The organism is Pseudomaricurvus alkylphenolicus, from assembly GCF_011683955.1.
GTDB lineage: Bacteria > Pseudomonadota > Gammaproteobacteria > Pseudomonadales > Cellvibrionaceae > Pseudomaricurvus > Pseudomaricurvus alkylphenolicus.
On record NZ_JAAQPI010000003.1, the window covers coordinates 393,613 to 417,062 of the forward strand.

19 protein-coding genes are annotated in these 23,450 nt (G+C 52.1%); 14 read left to right on the forward strand and 5 right to left on the reverse strand.

Going from position 1 to position 23,450, the window contains the following annotated elements; all coding sequences use genetic code 11:
* Positions 1-2 precede the first annotated feature (2 nt).
* The gene (locus HBA55_RS10465; RefSeq protein WP_166990208.1) at positions 3-1,004 is read left to right on the forward strand and encodes an ABC transporter permease; all 1,002 of its coding nucleotides are present in this window, start codon (positions 3-5) and stop codon (positions 1,002-1,004) included.
* Between the two features lie 16 nt (positions 1,005-1,020).
* Here the strand turns inward: HBA55_RS10465 and HBA55_RS10470 are convergent, their stop codons facing one another.
* The 5 genes from HBA55_RS10470 to HBA55_RS10490 all read right to left on the reverse strand — a co-directional run bounded on the left by HBA55_RS10470 (position 1,021) and on the right by HBA55_RS10490 (position 6,550).
* Positions 1,021-1,503: a YajQ family cyclic di-GMP-binding protein gene (locus HBA55_RS10470; RefSeq protein WP_166990210.1), complete on the reverse strand. Its 483-nt coding sequence runs from the start codon at positions 1,501-1,503 to the stop codon at positions 1,021-1,023.
* 438 nt (positions 1,504-1,941) lie between these two features.
* Positions 1,942-2,676, reverse strand: coding sequence for a TetR family transcriptional regulator (locus HBA55_RS10475; protein WP_166990212.1), 735 nt, complete (start codon positions 2,674-2,676; stop codon positions 1,942-1,944).
* 75 nt (positions 2,677-2,751) lie between these two features.
* The gene (locus tag HBA55_RS10480; protein ID WP_166990214.1) at positions 2,752-3,588 is read right to left on the reverse strand and encodes a histidine kinase; all 837 of its coding nucleotides are present in this window, start codon (positions 3,586-3,588) and stop codon (positions 2,752-2,754) included.
* A gap of 76 nt (positions 3,589-3,664) precedes the next feature.
* Positions 3,665-4,249 carry a 1,6-anhydro-N-acetylmuramyl-L-alanine amidase AmpD gene (gene ampD, locus HBA55_RS10485; protein WP_166990215.1) on the reverse strand — a complete coding sequence of 195 codons (585 nt, stop codon included), beginning with the start codon at positions 4,247-4,249 and terminating at the stop codon, positions 3,665-3,667.
* Positions 4,250-4,324: 75 nt separating this feature from the next.
* Positions 4,325-6,550: a DUF1631 domain-containing protein gene (locus tag HBA55_RS10490; protein WP_338109391.1), complete on the reverse strand. Its 2,226-nt coding sequence runs from the start codon at positions 6,548-6,550 to the stop codon at positions 4,325-4,327.
* A 187-nt stretch (positions 6,551-6,737) separates the two neighbouring features.
* Here HBA55_RS10490 and HBA55_RS10495 point away from each other — a divergent pair, with 187 nt between their 5' ends.
* From HBA55_RS10495 to HBA55_RS10555, 13 genes are all read left to right on the forward strand, one after another.
* A complete protein-coding gene (locus tag HBA55_RS10495; protein ID WP_166990219.1) occupies positions 6,738-7,271 on the forward strand; it encodes a retropepsin-like aspartic protease family protein in 534 nt (177 codons plus the stop codon).
* An 80-nt stretch (positions 7,272-7,351) separates the two neighbouring features.
* Positions 7,352-8,209 carry a carboxylating nicotinate-nucleotide diphosphorylase gene (gene nadC / locus HBA55_RS10500; protein WP_166990222.1) on the forward strand — a complete coding sequence of 286 codons (858 nt, stop codon included), beginning with the start codon at positions 7,352-7,354 and terminating at the stop codon, positions 8,207-8,209.
* Between the two features lie 153 nt (positions 8,210-8,362).
* Complete coding sequence (locus HBA55_RS10505) at positions 8,363-9,541, forward strand: glycosyltransferase (protein WP_166990224.1); 1,179 nt, start codon at positions 8,363-8,365, stop codon at positions 9,539-9,541.
* Positions 9,542-11,566, forward strand: a complete 2,025-nt coding sequence (locus HBA55_RS10510; protein ID WP_166990226.1) for a protein O-mannosyl-transferase family — start codon at positions 9,542-9,544, stop codon at positions 11,564-11,566. It begins immediately after the preceding gene.
* Between the two features lie 125 nt (positions 11,567-11,691).
* Positions 11,692-13,533, forward strand: coding sequence for a hypothetical protein (locus HBA55_RS10515; protein ID WP_166990228.1), 1,842 nt, complete (start codon positions 11,692-11,694; stop codon positions 13,531-13,533).
* Positions 13,534-13,538: 5 nt separating this feature from the next.
* The gene (locus tag HBA55_RS10520) at positions 13,539-14,492 is read left to right on the forward strand and encodes a glycosyltransferase family 2 protein (RefSeq protein ID WP_338109392.1); all 954 of its coding nucleotides are present in this window, start codon (positions 13,539-13,541) and stop codon (positions 14,490-14,492) included.
* An 11-nt stretch (positions 14,493-14,503) separates the two neighbouring features.
* Positions 14,504-15,229: a class I SAM-dependent methyltransferase gene (locus HBA55_RS10525; protein WP_166990230.1), complete on the forward strand. Its 726-nt coding sequence runs from the start codon at positions 14,504-14,506 to the stop codon at positions 15,227-15,229.
* A 363-nt stretch (positions 15,230-15,592) separates the two neighbouring features.
* Complete coding sequence (gene rfbA, locus HBA55_RS10530; RefSeq protein ID WP_166990232.1) at positions 15,593-16,492, forward strand: glucose-1-phosphate thymidylyltransferase RfbA; 900 nt, start codon at positions 15,593-15,595, stop codon at positions 16,490-16,492.
* Positions 16,493-16,501: 9 nt separating this feature from the next.
* On the forward strand, positions 16,502-17,650 hold the full coding sequence (locus tag HBA55_RS10535) for a TDP-N-acetylfucosamine:lipid II N-acetylfucosaminyltransferase family protein (protein WP_166990234.1): 1,149 nt from the start codon (positions 16,502-16,504) through the stop codon (positions 17,648-17,650).
* A complete protein-coding gene (gene rffA, locus HBA55_RS10540; protein ID WP_166990236.1) occupies positions 17,647-18,777 on the forward strand; it encodes a dTDP-4-amino-4,6-dideoxygalactose transaminase in 1,131 nt (376 codons plus the stop codon). The genes HBA55_RS10535 and rffA overlap by 4 nt, the downstream gene beginning before the upstream one ends.
* Entirely contained in the window at positions 18,767-19,951 is a 1,185-nt protein-coding gene (locus HBA55_RS10545; protein ID WP_166990238.1) for an ATP-grasp domain-containing protein, read from the forward strand. The genes rffA and HBA55_RS10545 overlap by 11 nt, the downstream gene beginning before the upstream one ends.
* Complete coding sequence (locus HBA55_RS10550) at positions 19,948-21,084, forward strand: Gfo/Idh/MocA family protein (protein ID WP_166990240.1); 1,137 nt, start codon at positions 19,948-19,950, stop codon at positions 21,082-21,084. The genes HBA55_RS10545 and HBA55_RS10550 overlap by 4 nt, the downstream gene beginning before the upstream one ends.
* Complete coding sequence (locus HBA55_RS10555) at positions 21,081-23,432, forward strand: glycosyltransferase (RefSeq protein WP_166990242.1); 2,352 nt, start codon at positions 21,081-21,083, stop codon at positions 23,430-23,432. Before HBA55_RS10550 ends, HBA55_RS10555 begins: the two co-directional genes overlap by 4 nt.
* Positions 23,433-23,450 lie beyond the last annotated feature (18 nt).

Below are 23,450 nucleotides of genomic sequence, written 5' to 3' on the forward strand. Positions count from 1 at the left end.
GAGTGAATCAGATTACCGCCCTGACTTGGGCGCGAACCAAAGAATACTATCGCGATAAGGGCTCTCTGCTGTGGTCCTTTGTGCTGCCCCCTCTGATTATTGCGGTGGTGGCTCTGGCCTTTTCCCGAGAGGACGGCCACCTGTTTAAAGTCGGATACTATCCCGGCGAACAGGCCCCCACTGTCCTCAACAGCCTGAATTATGTACAGAAAGTCCCCTTCTCTAATGAGGAGGAAGCGGTACGCAAGGTACGTCATCACCAGATCGACCTACTGCTCTACACTGATGGCAACCACCGCTTTCTCTATAACCCCGACTCCCACAATGCCAGAGTGCTGCAGGACCTGATTAACGCTTCACCCACGCAAGCCTGGCAGGGCGAAGTTGCCGAAGGTCGGCGTGTGCGCTATGTGGACTGGGTCATACCGGGGATTCTCGCCATGAACATGATGTTCAGCGGCCTGTTCGGGGTGGGTTATGTCATTGTTCGCTATCGAAAGAATGGTGTGCTGAAACGGTTGCAGGCGGCTCCGGTCTCCCCCGCTGCTTTTCTGTGCGCGCAAATGCTATCGCGGCTGATCATCATGCTGGCCGTGAGCGTTATCGTGTATACGGCCAGCGACTGGTTCCTGGACTTTCTGATGCTGGGCAGCTATCTCAACCTGCTACTGGTCGCCGCGCTCGGTAATTTATGCATCCTGTCGCTGGGTCTGATTGTGGCCAGCCGCCTGGCCAACGAAGAGCTCGCCAACGGGCTGCTCAACTTTCTGACCTTCCCCATGCTGCTGCTCTCAGAGGTCTGGTTTTCGCTTGATGGCGCCCCGGAGTGGATGAGCGATGCCTCCCAGTTGCTTCCGCTGACCCACATGGTGCAGGCTGCCCGGGCCATCATGATTGAAGGCGGCGGTCTGGCTGATATCAGTCATCATCTCATCGCCATGGCATTGATGACCACTGTATTTCTGGGATTGGCCGCCCGACTGTTCAAATGGCGGGCAGACTGACGAAAGACAGAGGGGATCAGTCCCTGAAGTTGGTGAACTGCAGCGGCATATCGATATCCGATCCTCGCAGCAGCGCCATAACCGCCTGCAGGTCATCGCGTTTCTTGCCGGTCACGCGCACCTGATCACCCTGTACCTGAGCCTGAACCTTGAGCTTGGCACCTTTGATCATCTTGACCATCTTGCGGCACAAATCGGCATCAAGCCCGGTACGCACCTTGATGCCCTGTTTGACCTGCTTGCCCGAGGCCTGGGACTCCCCCTCCTCCAGGCAAGCGATATCGATGCCATTTTTGTGCAGGGCGCTCTTGAGCACGTCCAGCATCTGCTGTAACTGAAAATCGACCTCTGCCCAGATAATGACCTGGTACTCTTCCAGCTCAAAACGGGCATCCACTCCTTTAAAATCAAAACGGTTACCAATCAGGCGATTGGCCTGGTCCACCGAGTTCATAAGCTGGTGCTTGTCGACTTCGGATACCGCGTCAAATGATGGCATGGATACTCCCTCTGAATCATTTTGAATATGGCAGCGGATTATAGTGCCCAGAGCACAGGCGCACAAAGCCGGGCATTGGAGATACAGGGTAGCGGTGGAGATGTGTCGATAAAGGAGCTGGGGGGGGGAAATTGGACTTACTGGCAGAGCGCAAAGTTGCAGCTCATGTGCTGTGTTAGTGGTTGCATCCTTGCAGTCGAGGAGAACTGTATACATATACAGCCCTGCCAGTAAGTGTTTCCATCATAGGCCTGGCGGGCCTTCAGGGTCAACCCTTTTTATGCTCTTAGAGCAAAATATTTCTAAGCCAACACCCCCTATACAACGGGCTTCTCACGGGTAGCAAGCACTAACAAACTCCGTAGACACTGAATTCTAGGGGGCAATTTTTCAGAGATCCGCCGATGAAAACAATTTCATCCGCGCCAGCCATAGCGCTCAGCTATAAGTCTTTACAGAGTGATCGCCATGGCTGTCTTCAGCAACCGACGAGGTGGGGATTGGCCACAGAGAACACAGCAGCCGCTGCATCTGAGCCTTGATGCGCTCTGCATTGGTATGCTCCGGCACCGATAACGCCTCGTACTGAAGACGCTGAATGGTCCCGGTGATCAGTTCAGCATCTGCCTGGGGATCCGGAGAACCCAAGGCCGCACAAAGGGCGGCTATTTCCTCTACAAACTTTTGCCGCAGCTCAAATGCCACCTGACGGAAGTATTCGGGCATGTGCAGGTCAAAGAAGAAGGCCATCTCAATGGCGAGCCCTTCATTGCGCTCAGCCACCTGATTGAGCACAAACGCGCAGATTCGGTCCGCCAAGTGCCTGACCCCTCGACCCACGGCCTCCCAGTCGCCCGCGGCCCGGTCCCGTTCCATCTGTTCCACAGTGGCATCGTACTCGATCAAATAGGGCCGCAGGGCCTCATAGAGCTCAAACTTGTGCAGACGCAGCGCCTCAATCTGCATTTCCGCCAGATCTTTGAAGTAATAGGTGGTCAGCGACAGACTGACGCCCGCCTCCTTGGCAACCGCCCTGTGAGATACGCCCTGACGCCCCTGGGTAGCCAAGAGCCGCAAGGTCGCCTGGAGGATCGTCTGGCGGGTTTTCTCGCCCTTGGTGGTCTTATCCGATCGAGTGCTGCGGGCAAAGGGGTTTTCGTGGGCTTGGGTCACAACAGTACAACTTTCACACAACTGGCTTTCGATAACAGCGAATTATGGCACAGGTGCACCGCCAAACAACCCGTTCTAAAGCAGCGACAACAATGCCAGCACACAGAGCCACAGCATCAGGCTGCGGCTGAGCAGGGGTACCAGCGCTTCCACCTCCTGCTCGGTGACACCATCCAGCGTCAACTCCTGGTCATTCACATTGAGCGCCCCATGGACATAGTGCTCCATAACCCTCTGGGTGGACTGATCAACGCAAAAAAAGTGCTCCCGCCAGCGACTGAAGCAACCCACAAAATTGCCGGTCAGGGCAAAGCTCAACCCCAGCAGACGGGCCACGGGCCACTCCAGCAACCACATCAGTCGCAGGGACAACTCCCGTGATTCCTCACCCTGCTCCTCATGGGTCGCCCCCAGGCTGGTCAGGCGATAGAGTACAGCGCCAACCGGTCCCAGCAGCACAAACCAGAAAATGGCGATAAACCAGCGCTCCAAGCCACGATAGCTGGCCTGGCGCAAGACTTGATGGTGAAGGTCGTCCCAATTGTCGGTTTCGGAGACGTCCACACCCAGGCGAGAGGCGTATTCCGTGGCGGTCTCATTGTCGTTGCGATGAAAGGCATCGGTATACCCCTTAACCCATTCGACAAAATCGCCACGCCCCAGACTGTAGAGCAACACCGGGATATAAGCCGCAAACAACAGCCAGGAGGAGATATCGGCGAGCATGTCCAGCACCCACCAGAGCAGCAGCAACGGGAGAGAAAGCTGCAGCAGCAACTGCATCTCCGCACCCAGTCCCCAGCCCTGAACTGTGCGCCCCCAACTGCGATACCAGCCGTCGTTGTGTGCCGGATCGGCTGAGCCCCAGTACTGCACCAACGCAAATACAATCACAATTGCCAAAAACGTCATCCCACTCCCCCAAATGTCCTTAGATCGATGCCTTGAAACACCGGTCTGCCCAACCAAAGCCCTGAACCAGTACCAATTACGAAGTAGCCTCAAGCGATCGCCGAAAGCGTTCCCAATCAAAGCCCGGTCCCGGGTCGGTCTTGCGTCCCGGCGCAATATCGCTGTGTCCCGTAATTCTATGCGGATGAATAGCAGGGTATCTTTGCCACAAGACCTTCGTCACCCCAACCAAAGTCCGATACTGTGCATCAGTGTAGGGCTGATCATCGGTCCCTTCCAGTTCGATACCTACCGAGAAATCATTGCACCCCTCGCGCCCCTCAAAAACGCTGACACCGGCATGCCAGGCCCGATCATCCGTGCTCACAAATTGAGTCACCTCCCCCTCCCGATCAATCAGAAAGTGAGCCGACACTTCAACTCCGCGGATCTCGTCGAAAAAGGGATGCCGGTCATGATCCAGTTGATTGCAAAAGAAATCCTCCACGCAGCCACCACCGAACTCACCCGGAGGCAGGCTGATATTGTGGATCACCAACAGAGAAACGGATTCGCCCTCGGGACGGGCATTGAAATTGGGTGAGGGGCAGGCCCTGGCGCCGGTCAGCCAACCGTCGGCCTGAAAAGAAAAAGTGCGGTCTTCAATGGAATTGGCTGGCATGGGCGCGGTCGCGACGGTGCAAACGCGCCCATGGTTACATATGTCAGGTCGGCAGCCAAGCCCCGGCGAACGGGTTTAAGCTACACCGGATCGGGATTTACGCAGATCGCCAATCACAGATTCCAGTGCTCGATCAAACAGCTTGCCATCATCCAACATACGCACCGACTCATTCTGCAGAGCCATGGCCAGCTGTTCACGGGATTTCTCCGCCACTTTGACACCGGTGCGATTGACAAAGATGTATTTGTCGACAGATTTGATCACGGCCGCCAAACGACAACGAACCGGCGCGGAATCGGGCTCCTGAAATTCAAACCAGCAGCCCTGCACAAACCCATCCACCTGAACCAGCAGCTGCGGGTCCAGCGCATCCACCTTGCTGGTGGGCTCCGGTGTTGCCTCTGAAGCCACTTCCGATACTTGAGCTGTGGGCTCAGGCACCGCAGGTGTCACTTCCGCGGAGGGTAGAGATGGCTGAGAGGGCTCTGCCGCCTGTGCCTGCACAGGGTGCTCCATGCGCAGACGCTTGAGATGTTCCAGCTTAAGATCATCCAGCAGCTTGTTGGTTTCAAACGGACTGTGGGAGATGCCCTCAAAACCCTTCTGCAAACGCATCAACAGATCGGGCAAGAGCTTCATCAATCGGGGCTTGCCTTCGCGATCCAGTGGAGCGGTCACACTCCAGATCAGATCCTGTGCGGTATCGCAGTGGGCAGACCACTCTTCGCTCTCCTGACCCTGTTTCAGGCAGGTGAGAAACAGTAGATTGTGCCAGGGTTCATTCAGAATCTTGTGAACACAGTGCGGCAAAGTCCTGTTGTCAATAATGGCATCCAGTTGCTCCGAAACCAGTGCCCGGGCCTGCTCCGATCGGGCCTTACCGTCCTCAGCGTCAACCGTTCTGCGCTCCAGCACGGTAGCGCGCCGGGTTTCCTTATCAAGAAAGGCAATAAAATCCTGTAGCAGTTTTTCGAACAAAGTGACGTCATTGTCGAAATCCGCCAGCAGGCACCGCACCAATTCCGACATTTTTTTGTAAAGGGGATCGTCCAGACTGCCATCCTCAGCTGCCTGCCACCCCAACCCCGCGGTGGCCATTTCGTTCAGCAGCCGCCGTGCAGGATGCCCCGGCCGGTTAAAGAAATCATTGTCGGCCACAGCCACTTTGAGCAGCGGAATCTGCAACCGTGCGATCAAAGCCTTCATGGGCTCTGCCAGATTGCCGTCATCGAGTACAAACTGAAACAGCATATTGATCAAGTTGATCACATCGCGATCAACTTGTGCCAGTTCCCTGCCTCGATTCTGCTGCTGGATCATCTCCACCAGCTGAGCCACGCTGAGCAACGCACCCAATTGACCACCCGTTGCCAACGCATCAACCTGGGACTGCTGCAATTGAGTCAGCACCTGACCCAAATCACCGCTGGGCAAAGACGAAACCGCCGCTCCCCGGCCCGCTTCGGACTCCTGCGCAGCACCGTGTAGCAGCCCTCGCAACTGGCTTAGCACCGGTGAACCGGCCCCCTCCCCGGAGCCTTGCGCTTTGGCTTTGGGACGCCGCCGGGCATCCCCCTTCACCGTTAACGAAGGCAACACATTCTGCTGGATCAGCAGGTTGTTAAGTACCGTATAAATTTTGTCCAACTTCGCCACCACAGCCTTGTCGAACAATTTCAACAACACCAGCTTGACCTTAATATCCACCTGTAGTGATTCGATCGCGCTGTAAAAGCTGTTGCAAAGCACATCGGGCCCCAGCGGATTGTTCTGCTGGTAGACCTTGATGGGCACCAGGCTGTCAAGACGCAGAGCGATGTGTTGAGCGGGTTCCGCTACCCGCTCCAGAGCTTTCGAGACCATACTCTCCACGGCCACGTGACACTCAAGCTGTTCATTGTCCACCAGCGAGAGATTATCAAGATCGACCGCAATATCGGGTGTCTCCGCTTCTGCTTCGGATGGGCCACCGCCGTTGCCCGTGCGCAATAACCCGGAAAAGGCCTCATCCAGCCTGGCAATATAGCCTGCCTCGATGTCCCGGCGACGAAGGCGAACCTCCCTCATGGCTTCAAAATAGAGGTTCTGATCGTGATTGCTGGAGGCTTTGTCGGCGAGATCAAAAAGGGCGTCATCGGCACCGTCAAACAATGCCTTCAACCGCTGCTGCAGCAACTGTTCAGCTTTTTCCCGCAGGCGATGCACCTGAGCCGGTAGCCGAGCCAACCTCGCCCGGTTAAAACCGCCCGTTTCACCGGCAATCGATATCACGCTCGCCTTGTTTGAATCCTTAACCACCCTCATACCCCCGGGATGTGATCATCGCATGCGCAGCACGCTGTTAAATTGGGTCTCTCTGGAGTATAAATCACACTGATAATGTCCACAGTGGCAAATTTACTATTCGAGAGACCGATCACAAGTTTGAAACCATCATCCCTGGACCGGTCCGTTTGTTAGAATATTTTCGTATCAATAACCGCTTATGAATAACAACGACAGCCCCGAAGACAGCCGCCCCATGGGACGTGGCATGCTAATGATCTTTTGGGTCATGGTATTGGGATTGATGACCTGGGCGCTCGGCGGCTGGCAGGAGAGGAAAGACAATCCCAACCGGGACCCCTTGAGCGCAGATACGGGCCAGTACCGGGAGGTGATACTGGAAAGCAATCGCCAGCACCACTACGTCGCGGGGGGCAAGATCAATAATCGCCCCGTCACCTTCCTGCTGGATACCGGCGCCACAGACGTGGTTGTGCCGGAACAACTGGCACGCTCGCTGGGACTGCAAAAGGGCCAGTCCCACATGGCCTCGACCGCCAATGGCAATGTGCGGGTATACAGTACATTAATTGATCGATTGCAGCTGGGCAGTATCGAGCTCAGGGATGTGCGCGCCAGCATTAACCCCGGCATGAAAGGCAAAGGCGTGTTACTGGGCATGAGCGCCCTGCGCAATATCGAATTCCGACAACGGGATGGCAAGTTAACCCTGCGCCAATACCCCGCAGGATAAGATCAGAGCGCGGTGAATTCGAGCCCTTGTCCTGCTAGAATTCCCGCCTTTAGACGTTATTGAACACAGCAGGTTAATTTATGATCGACACCATCCCAGGCCTTGAAGAAGATATGCGCAACAGCGTCAAGGCGGCCCTGGCCGAAGACATCAAGGATGGCGACATCACAGCCCAACTGATTCCGGCCACCACACCGGGCGAAGCGACCATCATTACCCGCGACGACTGCGTGATTGCCGGCCGCGCCTGGGTGGACGAGGTGTTTAACCAGCTCGACAATAGCGTGGAAATCACCTGGCACGTCAGCGACGGCGACCGGGTCGCCGCCAACAGCCCACTGTTCAGCCTCAAGGGCTCCGCCAGATCCCTGCTTACCGGCGAACGCAGCGCACTGAACTTTCTGCAACTGCTCTCCGGCACCGCCACCACCAGCCAGCGCTACGCCGATCTGGTGTCCGGCACCCAGGTTCGCCTGTTGGACACCCGCAAAACCATTCCCGGTCTGCGCACCGCCCAAAAATACGCGGTCACCTGCGGCGGCTGCTACAACCACCGTATTGGTCTCTACGACGCCTTCCTGATCAAGGAAAACCATATTGCGGCCTGTGGTGGCATTGAAAAAGCCGTCAAGACTGCCCAGCAGCAGGCACCCGGCAAGCCGGTGGAAGTCGAAGTGGAGAATTTGGCCGAATTCCAGCAAGCCGTCGATGCGGGTGCCAATATTGTGATGCTCGACAACTTTTCCCTTGAGAATATGAGAGAAGCTGTGCAGCGGAATAAGGAGCTAAACGGTGGTGCCGCGAAGCTGGAGGCGTCTGGGGGGATTACGGATGCGACACTCAGGCCGATTGCGGAGACCGGGGTGGATTATATTTCCATTGGGGCGTTGACGAAGGACTGTAAAGCGGTGGATTTGTCGATGCGGTTTGAGATGTAGGCTGAGCGCTTCGATCGCCGGACAGACCAAAATGCTAAGACGAAGTTAACTCCGTTTCTATTTGGCAACGCCACTCCCATCCAACCACTCGCATTGGTGTGTCTCTGCACTCAGCATCTGCACCGCGATCATAAAAGTGAGGAAGAATAATAAATGCAGCAAGCAGATCAACTTCCCACATCGGTTGTATCACCTCTGGAAGCAGAAACAACTGTGGACGCAGGCCAGCTAAAAGACGGAAAACCCGCCCTGAAGCCAACCCTTACCATTGTTGTCCCCACCTTCAACGAGCGTGAAAACATTGAACCGCTGATCGAATGCTTGCAGCGAGCCCTCACAGGGGTTGACTGGGAAGTTCTGTTTGTCGACGACGATTCTCCCGACGGAACCCACCAAGCGGTGCAAGAATTCTGCGAGCACAATCCACGAGTACGACTACTACGAAGAATCGGACGGCGCGGATTATCATCAGCCTGTATAGAAGGCTTCTTGGCATGCTCATCTCCGTTCGTGGCTGTTATTGATGCGGATATGCAGCACGATGAACGCTGTCTCGTCGAAATGCTCAGACCGCTACAGAATGAGGAAGCCGATTTGGTTATCGGAACCCGCTACGCCTCGGGAGGCAGCACCGGCGAACTGGCCAGCAACCGGGTGCTCATCAGCAAGCTTTCCTCCCTGGCGGGCAAACTGCTGTTAAAGCATGATGTCTCCGACCCCATGAGCGGCTTTTTTATGCTCAACCGCAAATCCATGGAATCGGTCATACACGATCTATCGGGCGTTGGTTTCAAAATCTTGATCGATATTTTGTCGTCGTCTTCGAAAACACTCAGGGTTTTGGAAGTACCCTATCAGATGCGGGCCCGAACTCGCGGAGACAGCAAACTCGATGCATTGGTGGCACTGGAATATCTGTCTCTATTATTGGAAAAGACGCTTGGGCGGTATATCCCGGTCCGTTTTCTGTCATTCGTCAGTGTCGGCGCTATCGGAGTCCTGGTGCACGTTTTCACCCTGTGGTTTGCACACATACACCTGGGAAATGACTTTGTCCTGTCACAAAGCCTGGCCATCCTGGTCGCCATGCTCAACAACTTCTTACTCAACAACATTTTTACCCACAGAGAACGACAATTAAAGGGCTGGCAGCTGCTCGGGGGCTTCGCCAGCTTTTCTCTGGCTTGTTCCATTGGGGCCTTGTTCAATGTGCAATTTGCCAGTTTTATCTTTGAACACAGCCAGGTCTGGTGGTTATCCGGCATCCTAGGAGCCACCGTGGGCTCTATCTGGAACTATGCTATGACGGCAAAATTCACCTGGAAGCATTGAATGCAAGTACATCCCCGGAATACAACACCGCAATCCCTGGAAACCCGTTCGATCATCTCTGCGATAGCCGTTGCCGCTACCCTGTTCAGCCTCTATCTGCTTTCCATGCCACGAATCGTCGCCCTTGAAGATGATGGGCTGTTTATTCTCTCGGCCTACTTCAATGGAGTTCCTCATCCACCCGGCTACCCTCTGCACTCGATATTGTCGCGACTGGCAATGGAGATCCCCATCGGCACTGTTACCGAGCGCATCCATGCCCTAAGCGGCCTGTTGGCAGCGCTGACCTGTGCTCTGCTGGTACGAATCCTGATGCTCCTGAAAACTTCACTGCCCATTGCTATATTGGTTTCTCTTAGCTTCGGTGCTTCACAAACCCTATGGTCGCAAGCCATTATCGCAGAAGTCTACACTCTCAATGTATTCCTGTTTTCCATTCTGCTGTACCTGTCATTGCGCATTTATCAAGCCAACGACGAACAGTGTCTATCCCAACTGCGTTGGCTGGCACTGTGCTACGGACTGGCAATCAGCAATCATTGGCCTTTGATTGTTCTGAGTAGCCCTGGGTTATTCTTACTACTGATCCATCGCTGGAAACTGATTTGTACCCAGCTGCCCGTGTTGATTACCTTGTTATGTTTGGGGCTATCACCCTATTTGTACCTGTATTGGAATAGCCAGACCAATCCCGCAATCAGTTTCCTAGGTCCAATTGACAACCTCAGGGAGTTTTTCTACTACGTCTTACGGCAGAACTACAGTCAGATTGACGCGAGTCCGAGTGCAGGCTATCTCGACAAAATCAATTTCCTCTGGTTTTATCTGAAACAACTAACCGGTGAGTTTTCACTGATAGGCTTTGCCCTTGGGGTTTGGGGCGCTGTCGGCCTATATCGGAATGCAGGTTATCGACTTCTGTCCGCCATTTGCCTGATCATTGTTGGTAACAGCCTACTACTTATTGCACTGCTCAATTTCGATTTTGATCGTTTGATGGTACTGGCATTTCGCGTCTATCCATTAATCTCATTTCTGGTCTTCAGCCTCCTGATCGCTCTCGGCCTTCAGCAATTAGCCCAAATTCGAAACCACTTCAGAACGCAACGGCTACTACCAACAGTAGCTGCGATGGCGATTCTGATATTGACCCTGGCGGGCTCAGCCAAGGTCAATTTGCGCAGTGACTACAACTGGACTCGCGAGTACGCCAGCGCCGTATTCGAGCGCATAGAAGATAAGGGGATTGTGTTTCTTTCCGGTGATATCCAGGTCGGCGTCCTGAGCTTCTATCACTTGCTTGAACAAGAACGCTCGGACCTCGATCTCTACAATCCCTATGGCCTGTTCTATGCTAACAGGCTATTTCCACATGACGCTGAGCCACAGCAACGGGCGAGAGAGATCAACCACTTAATAAATACTACCCGTCGCCCTATATACTCCGATACAAGCTTTATTCAAGGACCACCAAAGCAAGACCTGTGGCTGATTCAGCAGTATTTTCCTGGGAAACCTGATGACACCATGCAGCAACAGCAAGCAGATTCCGATAGTATCTTCGCAGCTACTCTGGTCAATCATCCAGACGCCTCCGATGCATGGACCAACGAACACCAGCGACGCTTGAAGGCTGGCTATGCCCGCAGCATCGTTACCGATCTTGCCAGGCTTCGTGCAAATGACAACTCCGAAAGCTCACTTGAGCTACAACAGCAAAAACTTACTCTGCTCAATAGCCTGTTTGATAACTTTTCAGTCGGCGTCGCCATCCTTGATCAGATCAACAGACTACATACGCCAGCACCACTGAAAGTTCCCGAAGTTCTCGCAAGAACTCTGGAATTGCAACAAGGAGACGAGATAAAGTCGGAACAAGCAACGCTGTGGCTGAACGTCGCGATTCATCTCCAGCGAATGGGCAAACATAAAGAAGCGCAGACCATGCTGGACAAAGCGGTATCTGTCTGGCGTCATCCTCAAAACACTGCGGCATCGCAATTCCAAACGGCGGCAAACATATGAGCGGGATTTGAGCCCCCCCCTTTGAACGGAAGGACCTACACATTCAAACACACTTATCTGGCTGACTAGCCAACCTCAGGTTAATATGAGTACTTGACCCAACACGGACACTTGATGGTCAATTAATGAACAACCCTGCTCTCCACCCCGCTGATGTTCGCCCTGACACCCCAGGACGACTGGCATGGATTCCATCATTCGGCTTTTTTGTGGCGAGCCTGGTGTTTTATGGCGTTCTATATGGCTCGAATCTCGATCCCGATCAAGGCTCCATTGGCCATGATTTCAGCTATTTTCTCCCCCATTTGCTGGATGGCTTTCTCTGGTACAGCAATAACGGGCTCTTCTCCCCTCAATGGTTCAGTCCTGCTTTTTGCGGTGGCGTCCCTGCAATGGCGAACCCTCAGCATCTCGGCTGGTCAGTACCCCAATTGCTGTTTAATCTGTGGGGCCCCGGGGCAGCACTAGAACTCACCTTTTATTCGTTTGCCTCTCTTGGGTACTGGAGTACTTGGTGGCTAGTCCGCAAATGTTTCGGACTTTCTACCGCGGCCGCTACTGGTGCGGCTTTGCTGTTTATGTTCAATGGCTTTTACCTCAGCCACATGAGTGTCGGCCATCTGACCTTTCATGCCATTGCCACAGTGCCAATGCTCGGTATTTTTCTGATCCAGGGCACACTTTATCATGGCTCCGGCCGGGCTCTTCACTTTTGCCTGTATACGGTTACTCTGGGCTACTACATCCTGGCTGGAGCCCTGACCCTGCTGCCAATCGCCGTGCTATCTTCTGTACTCATTGGGCTCTGCCATTGCTGCCGGGTGGGTGGAACCTGGCGGCTGCTATTATTTGCCTGTGCCGGATTCTGCGCCGCATTGATGCTTGGCGCCTACCGCCTATACCCCACTCTTGCCCTACTGTCTCACTTCCCGCGAGACTTTTACCCGATAGCAGGATTCGACAGTCTTGGCAGTTTATTGACAAACCTGTTGAGCAATTTCGCCTGGGGTGGTGTCCCGCCAGATTCCCACTCCTGGGTTAACAGTAAAATTGGACTGGGTAATCACGAATGGGACTACAACGTTACCATTGCGCCTCTGCTTCTGACGATAGCTGCATGTTTGCGCTACCACTTCACTCGGCGCCAGAAGCAACAACACCCATCAGTTTTTGGACAATGGCGGATGCTACCCCTGTGCCTGATGGCGGGCGGCCTGTTAATCCCCCTACTACTGAATATCTATCATCCGTGGATTGAATCATTACTGAAAGAGCTGCCTTACTTCAGGAGCAGCAGCTCTAATGTTCGTTGGTTCTTTGTCTATATTCCGATCCTTATTCTTATCGCTGCCTTCGCTCTTGACCTCAGCGCCCATCTCACCAGAGCAAGATATGCCGGCCTGCTGTTGGTGACTGTAGTCATTGCCCTGACCCATGCCAGCATGGACAAATCCAGGTATCTCACCCACAGCTATGATCCATCCGCGATAGTGCAAACTTATGAAGAACTGAAACAAAACGATGCTACTCTCTCTATCCGCCACATGGTCGGCGGAGCCTTAAAGATTGGCGGCACCGAGCAACTATACGTTGGCAACGATCTTTTGATCATGGGCGCTTCCCAATTGAAGTGCTATGAACCTCTGTTCGGCTATCGACTAGAGGCACTGCCGACGTTCGAGCTGCGCAATGGCCCATACGACAAGCAGTTGGGATCGGGCATCAACGTAGCCCGGCCCGAGTGCTATGTGTTTCCCAAAAGCAATCAATGCCAGCCTGGGGACCGATTTTCAGTGCATCAAATGAACGACGCTGAACGGCTGTTAAACTACCAGCCCTATCCTTTCGAATATCCTCCGGCGCTGGCGATTTATCGAGCAATGAGCACTTTAATCGGTTTATTGCTTGCCACCTGTATCATATATTGCATCCTCAAGAACAACAGAGTCGAAAGGAACGAGGGTTAGTTATAGTGTCTGCCGTTGGCAAAGTATCTATTATTGTTCCAGTCTGGAACGAACGTGGCCTGATTCAGGATTTTCTTGCACGAATTACCGGTATCCTTGACAGCGTCGACTGCGCCTATGAAATCGTTTTTGTAAACGATGGCAGTAACGATGGCACCGACAACATCATTGCAGAGGCTGCAAGGGACGATGAACGAGTCAAACTGGTGTCCTTATCAAGGAATTTTGGCAAGGAAGCCGCACTCACTGCCGGCCTGGATCATTGTGACGGCGACTGTGCCATCCCCATGGATGTGGATATGCAAGACCCTCCAGAGCTGATCCCGGAGATGATCCAACAGTGGATTCGGGGCTTTGAAGTTGTTAACGCCATCAGATCGGACCGTTCGGCAGACACCCTAGGCAAGCGCCTGACCGCCGACCTGTTTTATCGACTCTTCAATTATACCGCTGACAGTCGTATTCCCTCACACGCAGGGGATTTTCGTTTGCTCGACCGCAAAGTTATTGAAGCGATTCGCTCTCTGCCGGAGCGCAATCGGTTTATGAAGGGCATCTTCGCTTGGGTCGGCTTCAAACAAACTCAGGTTTACTTTCAGCGCTGCCCCAGGCAGCAGGGAAATAGCAAGTGGAATTACTGGAAACTCTGGAATTACGCTATAGATGCGCTCACCGCGTTTGGCTCATGGCCACTGAAGATCTGGACTTATGTAGGTACAATAATTGCCATGCTCAGTGCCCTCTACGGCTTATTTCTGATCACCCGCGTACTTATCTCGGGCGTAGATGTTCCCGGTTACGCCTCACTGATGGTGGTGGTTCTTTTTTTTGGAGGTATTCAGCTACTCACGCTCGGCATTCTCGGCGAATATATCGGCAGGATTTACACTGAAAGTAAACACCGCCCGATATATCTCGTTTCCGAAATGATGAACATTAAACAACCCAACGACAGATAGAGATCCGCCCCATGGATAAGGAGCTATATCTGGAAATGCGCGCAATGGAGGACCACCATTGGTGGTTTACTGCTCGCCGGGAAATTCTGACGTCGATACTGCGTACACAGATACCCCTAACAAATTTGCGAATCCTCGAAATTGGGTGCGGTACCGGGGGCAATCTGGAGATGCTCAGCCGTTTCGGGCAGTTATCTGCGCTTGAACCTCAAGTAAACGCCTGGGCAATGGCGAAGGCAAGAGGTATTTGCCCGGTTTATAATTTGCCACTGAACGAACAGTTTAACCCTGAACAGCCGGTAGAACTGGCCTGCATGCTTGACGTATTGGAACATATCGAAGATCAACAACAAGCCCTGGCCCATGTCAGACGGATTCTGACCCCAGGTGGACGCTTACTGCTGACCGTTCCGGCATTTCAGTTTCTCTGGAGTGGTCACGACGAAAAACACCATCATTATCGCCGCTATCGAAGACCACAATTGGTAGAACTGTTAACGAGAGAAGGCTTTCGCGTGGACTACTGCAGTTATTTCAACACTCTGCTGTTTCCGCTAATCACCTCAGTACGGCTGCTGCAAAAGACCATAGGGATGGAAGGATCGCATGTCACTGCAACTTCTAAACCGCTGAATACGCTACTTCATCATCTGTTTGCATTCGAGCGCAGGTTGTTGGCAAGGTGGACACTGCCCTTTGGAGTGTCTGTGGTAACAATCGCATCGTTGAGCGAATAGCCGAAGGTAATACCCTTATAACCAAAGTGAATATCAATCAGAGCCAACCGCTTCTATTGCCCGCAGTACGAAGGCTGATAACACTCCAGGAGCGATCACGGCAGCGCAGCATCCAAAGTGAATTCAAGCCCCCATGCTGCTAGAATTCCAGCCTCTGGCGATGTGAAAGTGCCGTCGCTCAGAGCAAACAGCAACAACGTAGTTGATGCAGGTGCCTATATTGTGATGCTCGACAACTTTTCTCTTGAGGATATGAGAGAAGCTTTATAACGGGATAAAGATGGCAGCGGTGGAGTGGCAAAACCGAGGAGGGCTCTGCGAAGGCATCGCTACCCCTCTGAAGCCAAATGAGGAGATTTTTTCATGAAAGGAATAGTTCTGGCCGGGGGTACTGGCACCAGGCTCTATCCGACAACACTAAGTGTGTGTAAGCATCTTCTCCCCGTGTACGATAAACCGATGATCTATTACCCCATTTCTGTATTGATGCTGGCGGGAATCCGGGACATTCTCATTATTACCACGCCAGAGGATCGCACCACCTTCGAACGCCTTTTGGGGAACGGACAACGCATCGGAGTTCGGTTGAGCTATCGGAGCCAGGAACAACCTCGCGGCATCGCCGAAGCCATTTTGATTGGAGACGATTTTATCGGCTCGGATCCCGCCTGCCTGGTTCTGGGTGATAACCTTTTTTTTGGTCAGGGCTTTACTCCTGTCTTGGAAAGGGCCTCTAGGAAAATCAGAGAGAACGGCGGCGCGCTTGTATTCGCCTATCCAGTCAAGGACCCGAATCGTTTTGGTGTCATCGAATTTGATGATCAATACAACGCGGTCAGCGTCGAAGAAAAACCACAGAGGCCGCGTTCAAACTACGCGATAACCGGACTCTATTTCTTCGATTCAAAGGCCGTGGATTTTGCCAAAAGTACAACACCCTCCGCCCGGGGAGAACTGGAAATCACCGACATCCTGCAGCGCTACCTCCTGGAACATCAATTGTCAGTCGAGCTTCTCGGCCGGGGGTTCGCGTGGCTGGATACAGGCACCCACGACTCCCTGCTCGAAGCCAGTACCTTTGTGCAAATCATCGAGCAACGCCAGGGGTTTAAAATTGCTTGCCTGGAAGAAATCGCATTTAACCGCGGCTGGATGAGCGAAGAACAGGTTGAGATCGCTGCAGGAACCCAGGTGAGCAGTATCTACGGTGATTATTTGCGATCCATTCTCGCAGAACATCGGCAACAATCCACAGAACAATAATTTTGCATCTTGATAACGCAAATCGAACTATCACATGAAGTTGTCATGACCAATCGAAAATCCAACGAAAAACTGCACATCTTTTCAAGCGGAAACTTCACTCAGGGATTTTTCGACTTTCTTCGGCGTCACCAATTTGATCTCGACGAACACGTTCTGTTTCAATACAGACGTCGTAAACCCTTCGAAGGGCTGGCCCATCTGGATGCCATCTATTGCCATTCTTTTTTTTCCCCCCTTGCGAACCTGAAACTACTGCTCCGTATGTTCCGGGCCAAGAACATCATTATTCACTGCCTGTCGTCTCCTGTTTTGCTACTTTATTTGCTGGCATTTCCCTCGCTTCGCGCTAAGAGTTATTGGGCTATCTGGGGAAAAGATCTGTACTTTTACCAGGTACTGGATAAGCCCGGCATTCACCATCGCGCCTATGAGTTTTTGCGCCGAAGGGTAATTAAACGCCTGCCTCACATCATCACCTTTAATGGTGGCGATTATCGGCTGGCACAAACGCTGTATGGCGCCAAAGGAACCAGGCACAGTTGCTTCCTCTACCCCAGCAACGTCTTTAAGGAAGTAGCGAAAGCTCCCCCAGAACCAGACCTTACCGTAATATTACTGGGCAACTCTGCCGACCCCAGCAACAACCATCTTGATCTTATGCAGATGCTGGAGCCCTACAGACATTTGAATCTAGAGATCATTACCCCTCTGGCGTATGGGGATTCCAACCACGCCGAAAAGGTCATCGAAGAAGGCAAAAGACTCTTCGGCAGTAGGTTTAAGCCGCTGACAAATTTGCTACCGTCATCCCAGTACAATCAGCTGCTCGCACGAGTGGACATCGGGGTGTTCGGCCACAAACGGCAACAAGCCATGGGAAATATTGTTTCTCTTCTGGGAATGGGTAAGAAAGTCTATATCCGAACCGATATCACCTCGCACAGGTTGCTGCAGGATAACGGAATCAAAACCTTTGACCTCAACGAATTTGAACCCTCTCCTATCGATGACGATATCGCCGAACATAACGTTCTGGCCATCAAAACTACCTTTTCGGAAGAGAACCTGCGAACGCAATGGCAGGAACTTTTCGCCAAAATGAGTAATCAGCGGAAGTCAATGAATCAAAGCACGTCGAGCGAATCCCTCACATGATACCATTTCATAAACCTTATCACGCGCCTTCCTCTCAGGATTACCTGAATCAAGTCATAGAAAGTGGGCATCATGGCGGCGATGGTCCCTTTGGAAGACGCTGTGAACAGTATCTACAGGATCTGATTGGTTGTCATCGCGCTCTACTGACAACGTCATGTAGCGTCGCTCTCGACATGTGTGCCATGCTGATCGATGCCAAACCTGGCGACGAAGTTCTGGTGCCCTCCTTTACCTTTGTAACCACCGCCAACGCATTCTACAACCGGGGGGCCAAGCCAGTGTTTGTCGACTGCCTGCCTGGCACGCTCAATATGGACCCGGATCACGCAGAAGCCCTTGTGAATAGTAACACCGTAGCGATAGTGCCAATGCACTACGGCGGTGTCGCCTGTGACATGAATGCCATTATGAAACTGGCAAATAAAGAAGGGTTGCTTGTCATTGAAGATGCAGCCCAGGCCATAGATGGCTACTATGATGGCCAACCTTTGGGGTCATTAGGTCATCTTTCCACACTGAGCTTTCATGAGACCAAAAACATCACCTGTGGCGAGGGCGGTGCGCTGCTGATCAATGATCAACAGTTTAAGGAGAGGGCTGAGATTATTAGAGAAAAAGGCACCAATCGCCGCCGTTTTTTTGAAGGTCTAGTGGACAAATATAGTTGGCTCGACATTGGCTCCTCCTACGTGCAATCAGATTTACTCTCTTCATACCTGTTGGGTCAACTCGAAGCCCACAAGATCATAAAACAGAAACGCCGTGACATCTGGAACGAATACTACCAACGACTGAAACCATTGGAGAACGCCGGGCATCTCTGCCTTCCACAAATAGGTAAAGATTGCGATCCATCCTGGCATTTGTTTTTTGTGTTAACGGAAGACAACCACACTAGAAAACGCTTGTTAACCTTCCTGAAAGACAGGGGTGTTATGGCACAATTTCATTATTTGCCATTGCATTTGTCGGATGTAGGAGTCCGTCTTGGTAGCAAGCCTGGCGATTGTCCAAATTCGGAACGCTTTTCTGAGACGCTGGTGCGACTGCCTTTCTATACAGACATGCCTCACGAAGAAGTGGAGCTAGTATGCCGTCACCTGGGAGCATTTTATGGCCACTGAAAAGCGACTGTTGCTCGTGGGAGGAGGCCACGCCGAAATACCTTTGATTAAGGCTGCTCAGGCGCAGGGCTACTATGTGATCACAAGCGGCAACCGTCCGCAAGATCTCGGACACCAATATGGCAATGAATATCGTCCCGCCGACTACTCAAATATCGAGGCAATGCTCACTCTCGCAGAACAACTCGACATCGATGCCATCGTACCTTGCTGTAATGACTTTGCCGCTATCTCCTGCGCCTACGTGGCCCAGAAGCTTGGCCTTCCCGGACATGACAGTGTTGAAATCTGTCGGCAGATTCACCATAAGGACCAATATCGGGCATTCGCTCAGAAACACGGCATCGCCTCACCCGAGGCCAACAGATTTGATGACATCAACGAGGCCATTGTATCAACCCGGAACAGCCGGCTGCCAGTTATCGTCAAACCTGTTGACCTTACCGGCGGAAAGGGCGTCAGCAAGATTTCTCAACCGCAACAAATCTCAACAGCGATAACAAACGCTTTTGAGGTCTGCCGAGCCAACAGGATAGTCGTTGAAGAGTTTATCGAAGGCAGCCACCACGGATTTTCATCTTTCATAGTCGATGGCAAGGTGGTATTTCACTTCACTGACAACGAGTACTACTACATCAACCCTTATCTGGTTTCGGGGGCTTCAGCCCCCAGCCATACAGCGGCGGCAGCCGAACAGGAGCTGTGTCGCAGCGTCGAAACCATCGCCAGTGCACTTAACCTATGCGATGGTATTGTGCATGTTCAGTTTATTTTTCAGGCCGGTCGGCCTGTGATTATTGAAATCTGCAGACGCCCTCCAGGTGATCTGTATATAGACCTGGTTCGGCATGCTACTGGTTTGGATTACGCCCACTGGCTGATCAAGGCCTACACCGGACAGGATTGCTCAGATCTAAAGAACAAACCCGCCAAGAACTTCATCTTGCGCCATTGCGTTATGGGGGCGCATCCCGGTACTCTGAAGAACATCGAATTTGAAGACTCCATCAAAAACAAAATTGTCGATCAGTGCCTTTGGTACAAACCCGGCGACATCGTCAGTGATGTATTGACTCATAAGCACGGTATTGTATTTCTGAAATTTGATTCAGAGGAAGAGCTGCAAAGGAAGTCCGAAACTATGCAACAGCGGATTAAGGTAATCGTAGAATGAAAGACTCAGCCCTGAAACTAGGCTTTATCGGCGGCGGACTCAATTCCGCCATTGGGTACACCCACAAGATTGCCGCGCAGATGGACAACCGCTGGGAGCTGGTTTCCGGATGTTTCAGTCGAGACCCTGAGGTCAGCAGAGATACAGGCATCAACTGGGCACTCAATGAAAATCGCATTTTTCATGACTGGCGGGAATTTCTCGCGCGTGAACGAGGCAAGTTGGACGCCGTTGCAGTACTTACACCTATTTTCTCTCATACCGAGGTTATTCTGCAGGCATTAGAGGCGGGCTATCATGTCATTTCCGAAAAGCCGTTGACTGGAACCGCTGAGCAAGCTCATGCTATTGCCGAGATGGCTCAGACTCATAACCGCTTTGTCGGGGTAACGTACAATTACACAGGCTACCCGATGTTGCGAGAACTCCAATCAATGATCAAGGAAGGGCGACTGGGAAGAATTCATCAAATCAATATCCATACTCCACTGGAGGGCTACCTGAAGCTTGACAGCCAGGATCACGCTATCGTGCCACAAAAATGGCGGCTGGAGGATAGCGCCAAGGCTCCCACCATTTCGCTGGATCTCGGTACCCACGCCTTTCATATGGTCAACTTTCTAACTGGGGAAACCCCTTTGGAAACAATTTCCACCATGCAGAGTTGCGGAAATTTTAGAGGTGTCATTGATAATGTTTCGGCGATCGTCGAGTACAGCAACCAGCTTCACTGCAATATCTGGTACAGCAAGGCCGCCCTTGGGCATAGCAATGGACTTCGCATTTGGATCTATGGGGACAAAGGTTCTGCTGAGTGGTTTCAGATGGAGCCGGAGTACCTCATATTTAACGAACAACACGGCAGACGACTGATTCTTGACCGCGCCAACCCGGACGTGAGGATCGCCAACCAGAACCGTTACACCCGCTTCAAGGCTGGCCACCCAGCAGGATTTATAGAAGCATTTGCCAACTACTATGCCGATCTGGCCGACAGCCTCATACGCTTTACAGAAGGCAATTCTCCGTACTGTGATTTCGTTCAACCATTGTCAGTGTCCGAGGACATTCTCAGAACCATGGAGGCAATGGAGCGCTCGACTCACAGTAGAACCTGGGAGAAAGTGCGATGAGCACAACGGGCTTTACGGTCATTGTCCCTGTTTATAATGCTGAGGACACCCTTGTCAATTGTGTCAACAGCATTATTGAGGCGAGCAAACTGGTTACCGGTTGCCTGGAAGTATTACTGATTGACGACTGCTCAACGGACAATTCGCCTGTGGTCATTTCCCGCCTTGTGGATGAACATAACGCCGTTCGTGCGTTCAAAACCCAGTCTAACAGCGGTCCCGGTGCGGCGCGTAACATTGGCATCGAACAGGCCCAAGAACCGTGGATTCTGTTTGTTGACGCCGACGACCAGTTAGATAGTTCTGCCTTCCAGAGCCTGACGTCATTTCTCGGCACCAATAGCGGCAAAGATTGTGAGATCATCGCGTTTGACTGGGACTATGGGCAACACTCCAATGCGCAGATACACACTCAGCACTGCGGCCGCTCGGACACCCACTATCTGGGACTCGGAAAGGCCAAGCTCATATCCAGTTATCTGCGAATGCACCTTGATCATTCAGTCATTTACTGTGCTTTCCGCACGGACCTGTTGAAACGCAACCAACTGACGTTCAGTAACGATTACCACGAGGACGTTGATTTCCTATTTAAAGCCTATTGGCACGCGGAGTGCATTCACGTTCTGGAGGCTCTCCTATATCACAAAAACTCGAGACAGCACTCTATCGTCAATACCATTTCCACCAAACATCTGGATGGTTTTATTCGCGCCTATGTAGAACTGGCGGGCTTCCTTGACCGACATTGTGTCTTCCAGGATTACGCCAGTGCCTATAGCTCCGGGATTATCGCCCTGCTGGCCACCCGAGCAAGAGAGATCTGTCGCCACGGCCAGCAACCATCGAAACGTGCGGAGCTGTTTCAACACCTATATAACAGCATGTCCGCTGCCGGCCTGTTGCAGCGGGTACACCTGGCAGCCGCAGACAGATCGCTTTATCGCATGATATTCGACCGTTTCGTTGAAGTTATGGGGAGCAAATCGCTCCCGCAAAACATCAAGGAAGTGAAGGTCTACGACTTTATCAATAGTAACTCTTCGAAGCGCTGGAGTTGCTCCTATTTGCACCACGGCATCTACCTGAGACCTGAAGAAATTCGCACCTGTTGCAAGCGCTTTTTCGTGGACGATCTCATGCAGGGCGACGTCACAATACTGGATAACACCCAAATCCAGCCCAACGGACTGATGGTGGACGAGGTCATTGCCGCCAAATCCCGGCTATTTAACAGTATCAATCGCGGCGAAGCGACCCCCTGCGATGGCTGCCCGTTTATGGAGTTCAAAGAGTGGCCCTCCATCGAACAGTCAAAGATTACTACACTCTCCTTTGAATACCATTCTGTCTGTAATCTGGTTTGTACCTATTGCTCAGATGAATACTACGGTGGACTGAAAGTACAATATGACATCGAAGCATTTGTTCAGCAATTGCTGCAAAAGAATAGTCTCGCCGAGGATGCCACCATAATCTGGGGGGGTGGAGAGCCTGTGGCTGACAAGGCATTTCCCCGTTTGATCACCTCTATACTCAATGCATTACCAAGATCCCGCCATCGTGTTATCACCAATGCAGTCAAGTATTGTAAAACGACGGCTGAGCTGCTTGGGCAGGGCAAGGTAATGGTGTACAGCAGTTTGGATGCTGGTACTAGAGAAACCTATGAAAGAGTCCGAGGTAAAGACCGATTCAGGAAGCAGTTAACTAATCTGCAAAGATATGCCGAGGCGGGCGCTGAAAACACCTTTGTAAAGTATATCTTCACTGAGGGTAACAGCTCCGAACAGGAAGTGCTGGCATTTGTTGATACGATTCAAGAGTACAAGTTATTGAGCTGCACATTTCAAATCAGCTATGACTTCACGGAAGAGCGTGTTGAACCATTCGATTTGGCATTGATGGCATTGATGTACAAGTGCCTGAGTGACCTGGGGGTTGATTTGGTATTCGTTGACGAGTTGATTCGTCAGCGGGTCGCAAACTTTACAACTGACGACACTCTACGGTTTGAACGAGAACTTGAGAAATTAGGCATAAGTGATGTGCTATTCAAACCTAACAGGGAAAATCCATTAATTATCTGGGGTGCCGGAGAACAGTCCCGGTTACTACTGGAAAACTCGCTGTTTCTGAAACCGGAATATGTCGATTTCTTTGCTGATTCGACCCCAAACAAACTGGGCACCACATACTTTGGCCGAGAGATACGGTCTCCGGACACAGTCGGGCAATCAGATCACCCGATACTGATCGCGGCGACGCAGAATTTCGCACCCATTTTCCGGCAATTCAGAGAGCTGGGTATTGATGAAGGCCGGTTGGTTCGAAAGTTTATCATCTAGTGTTTGTCCAAAAACAAA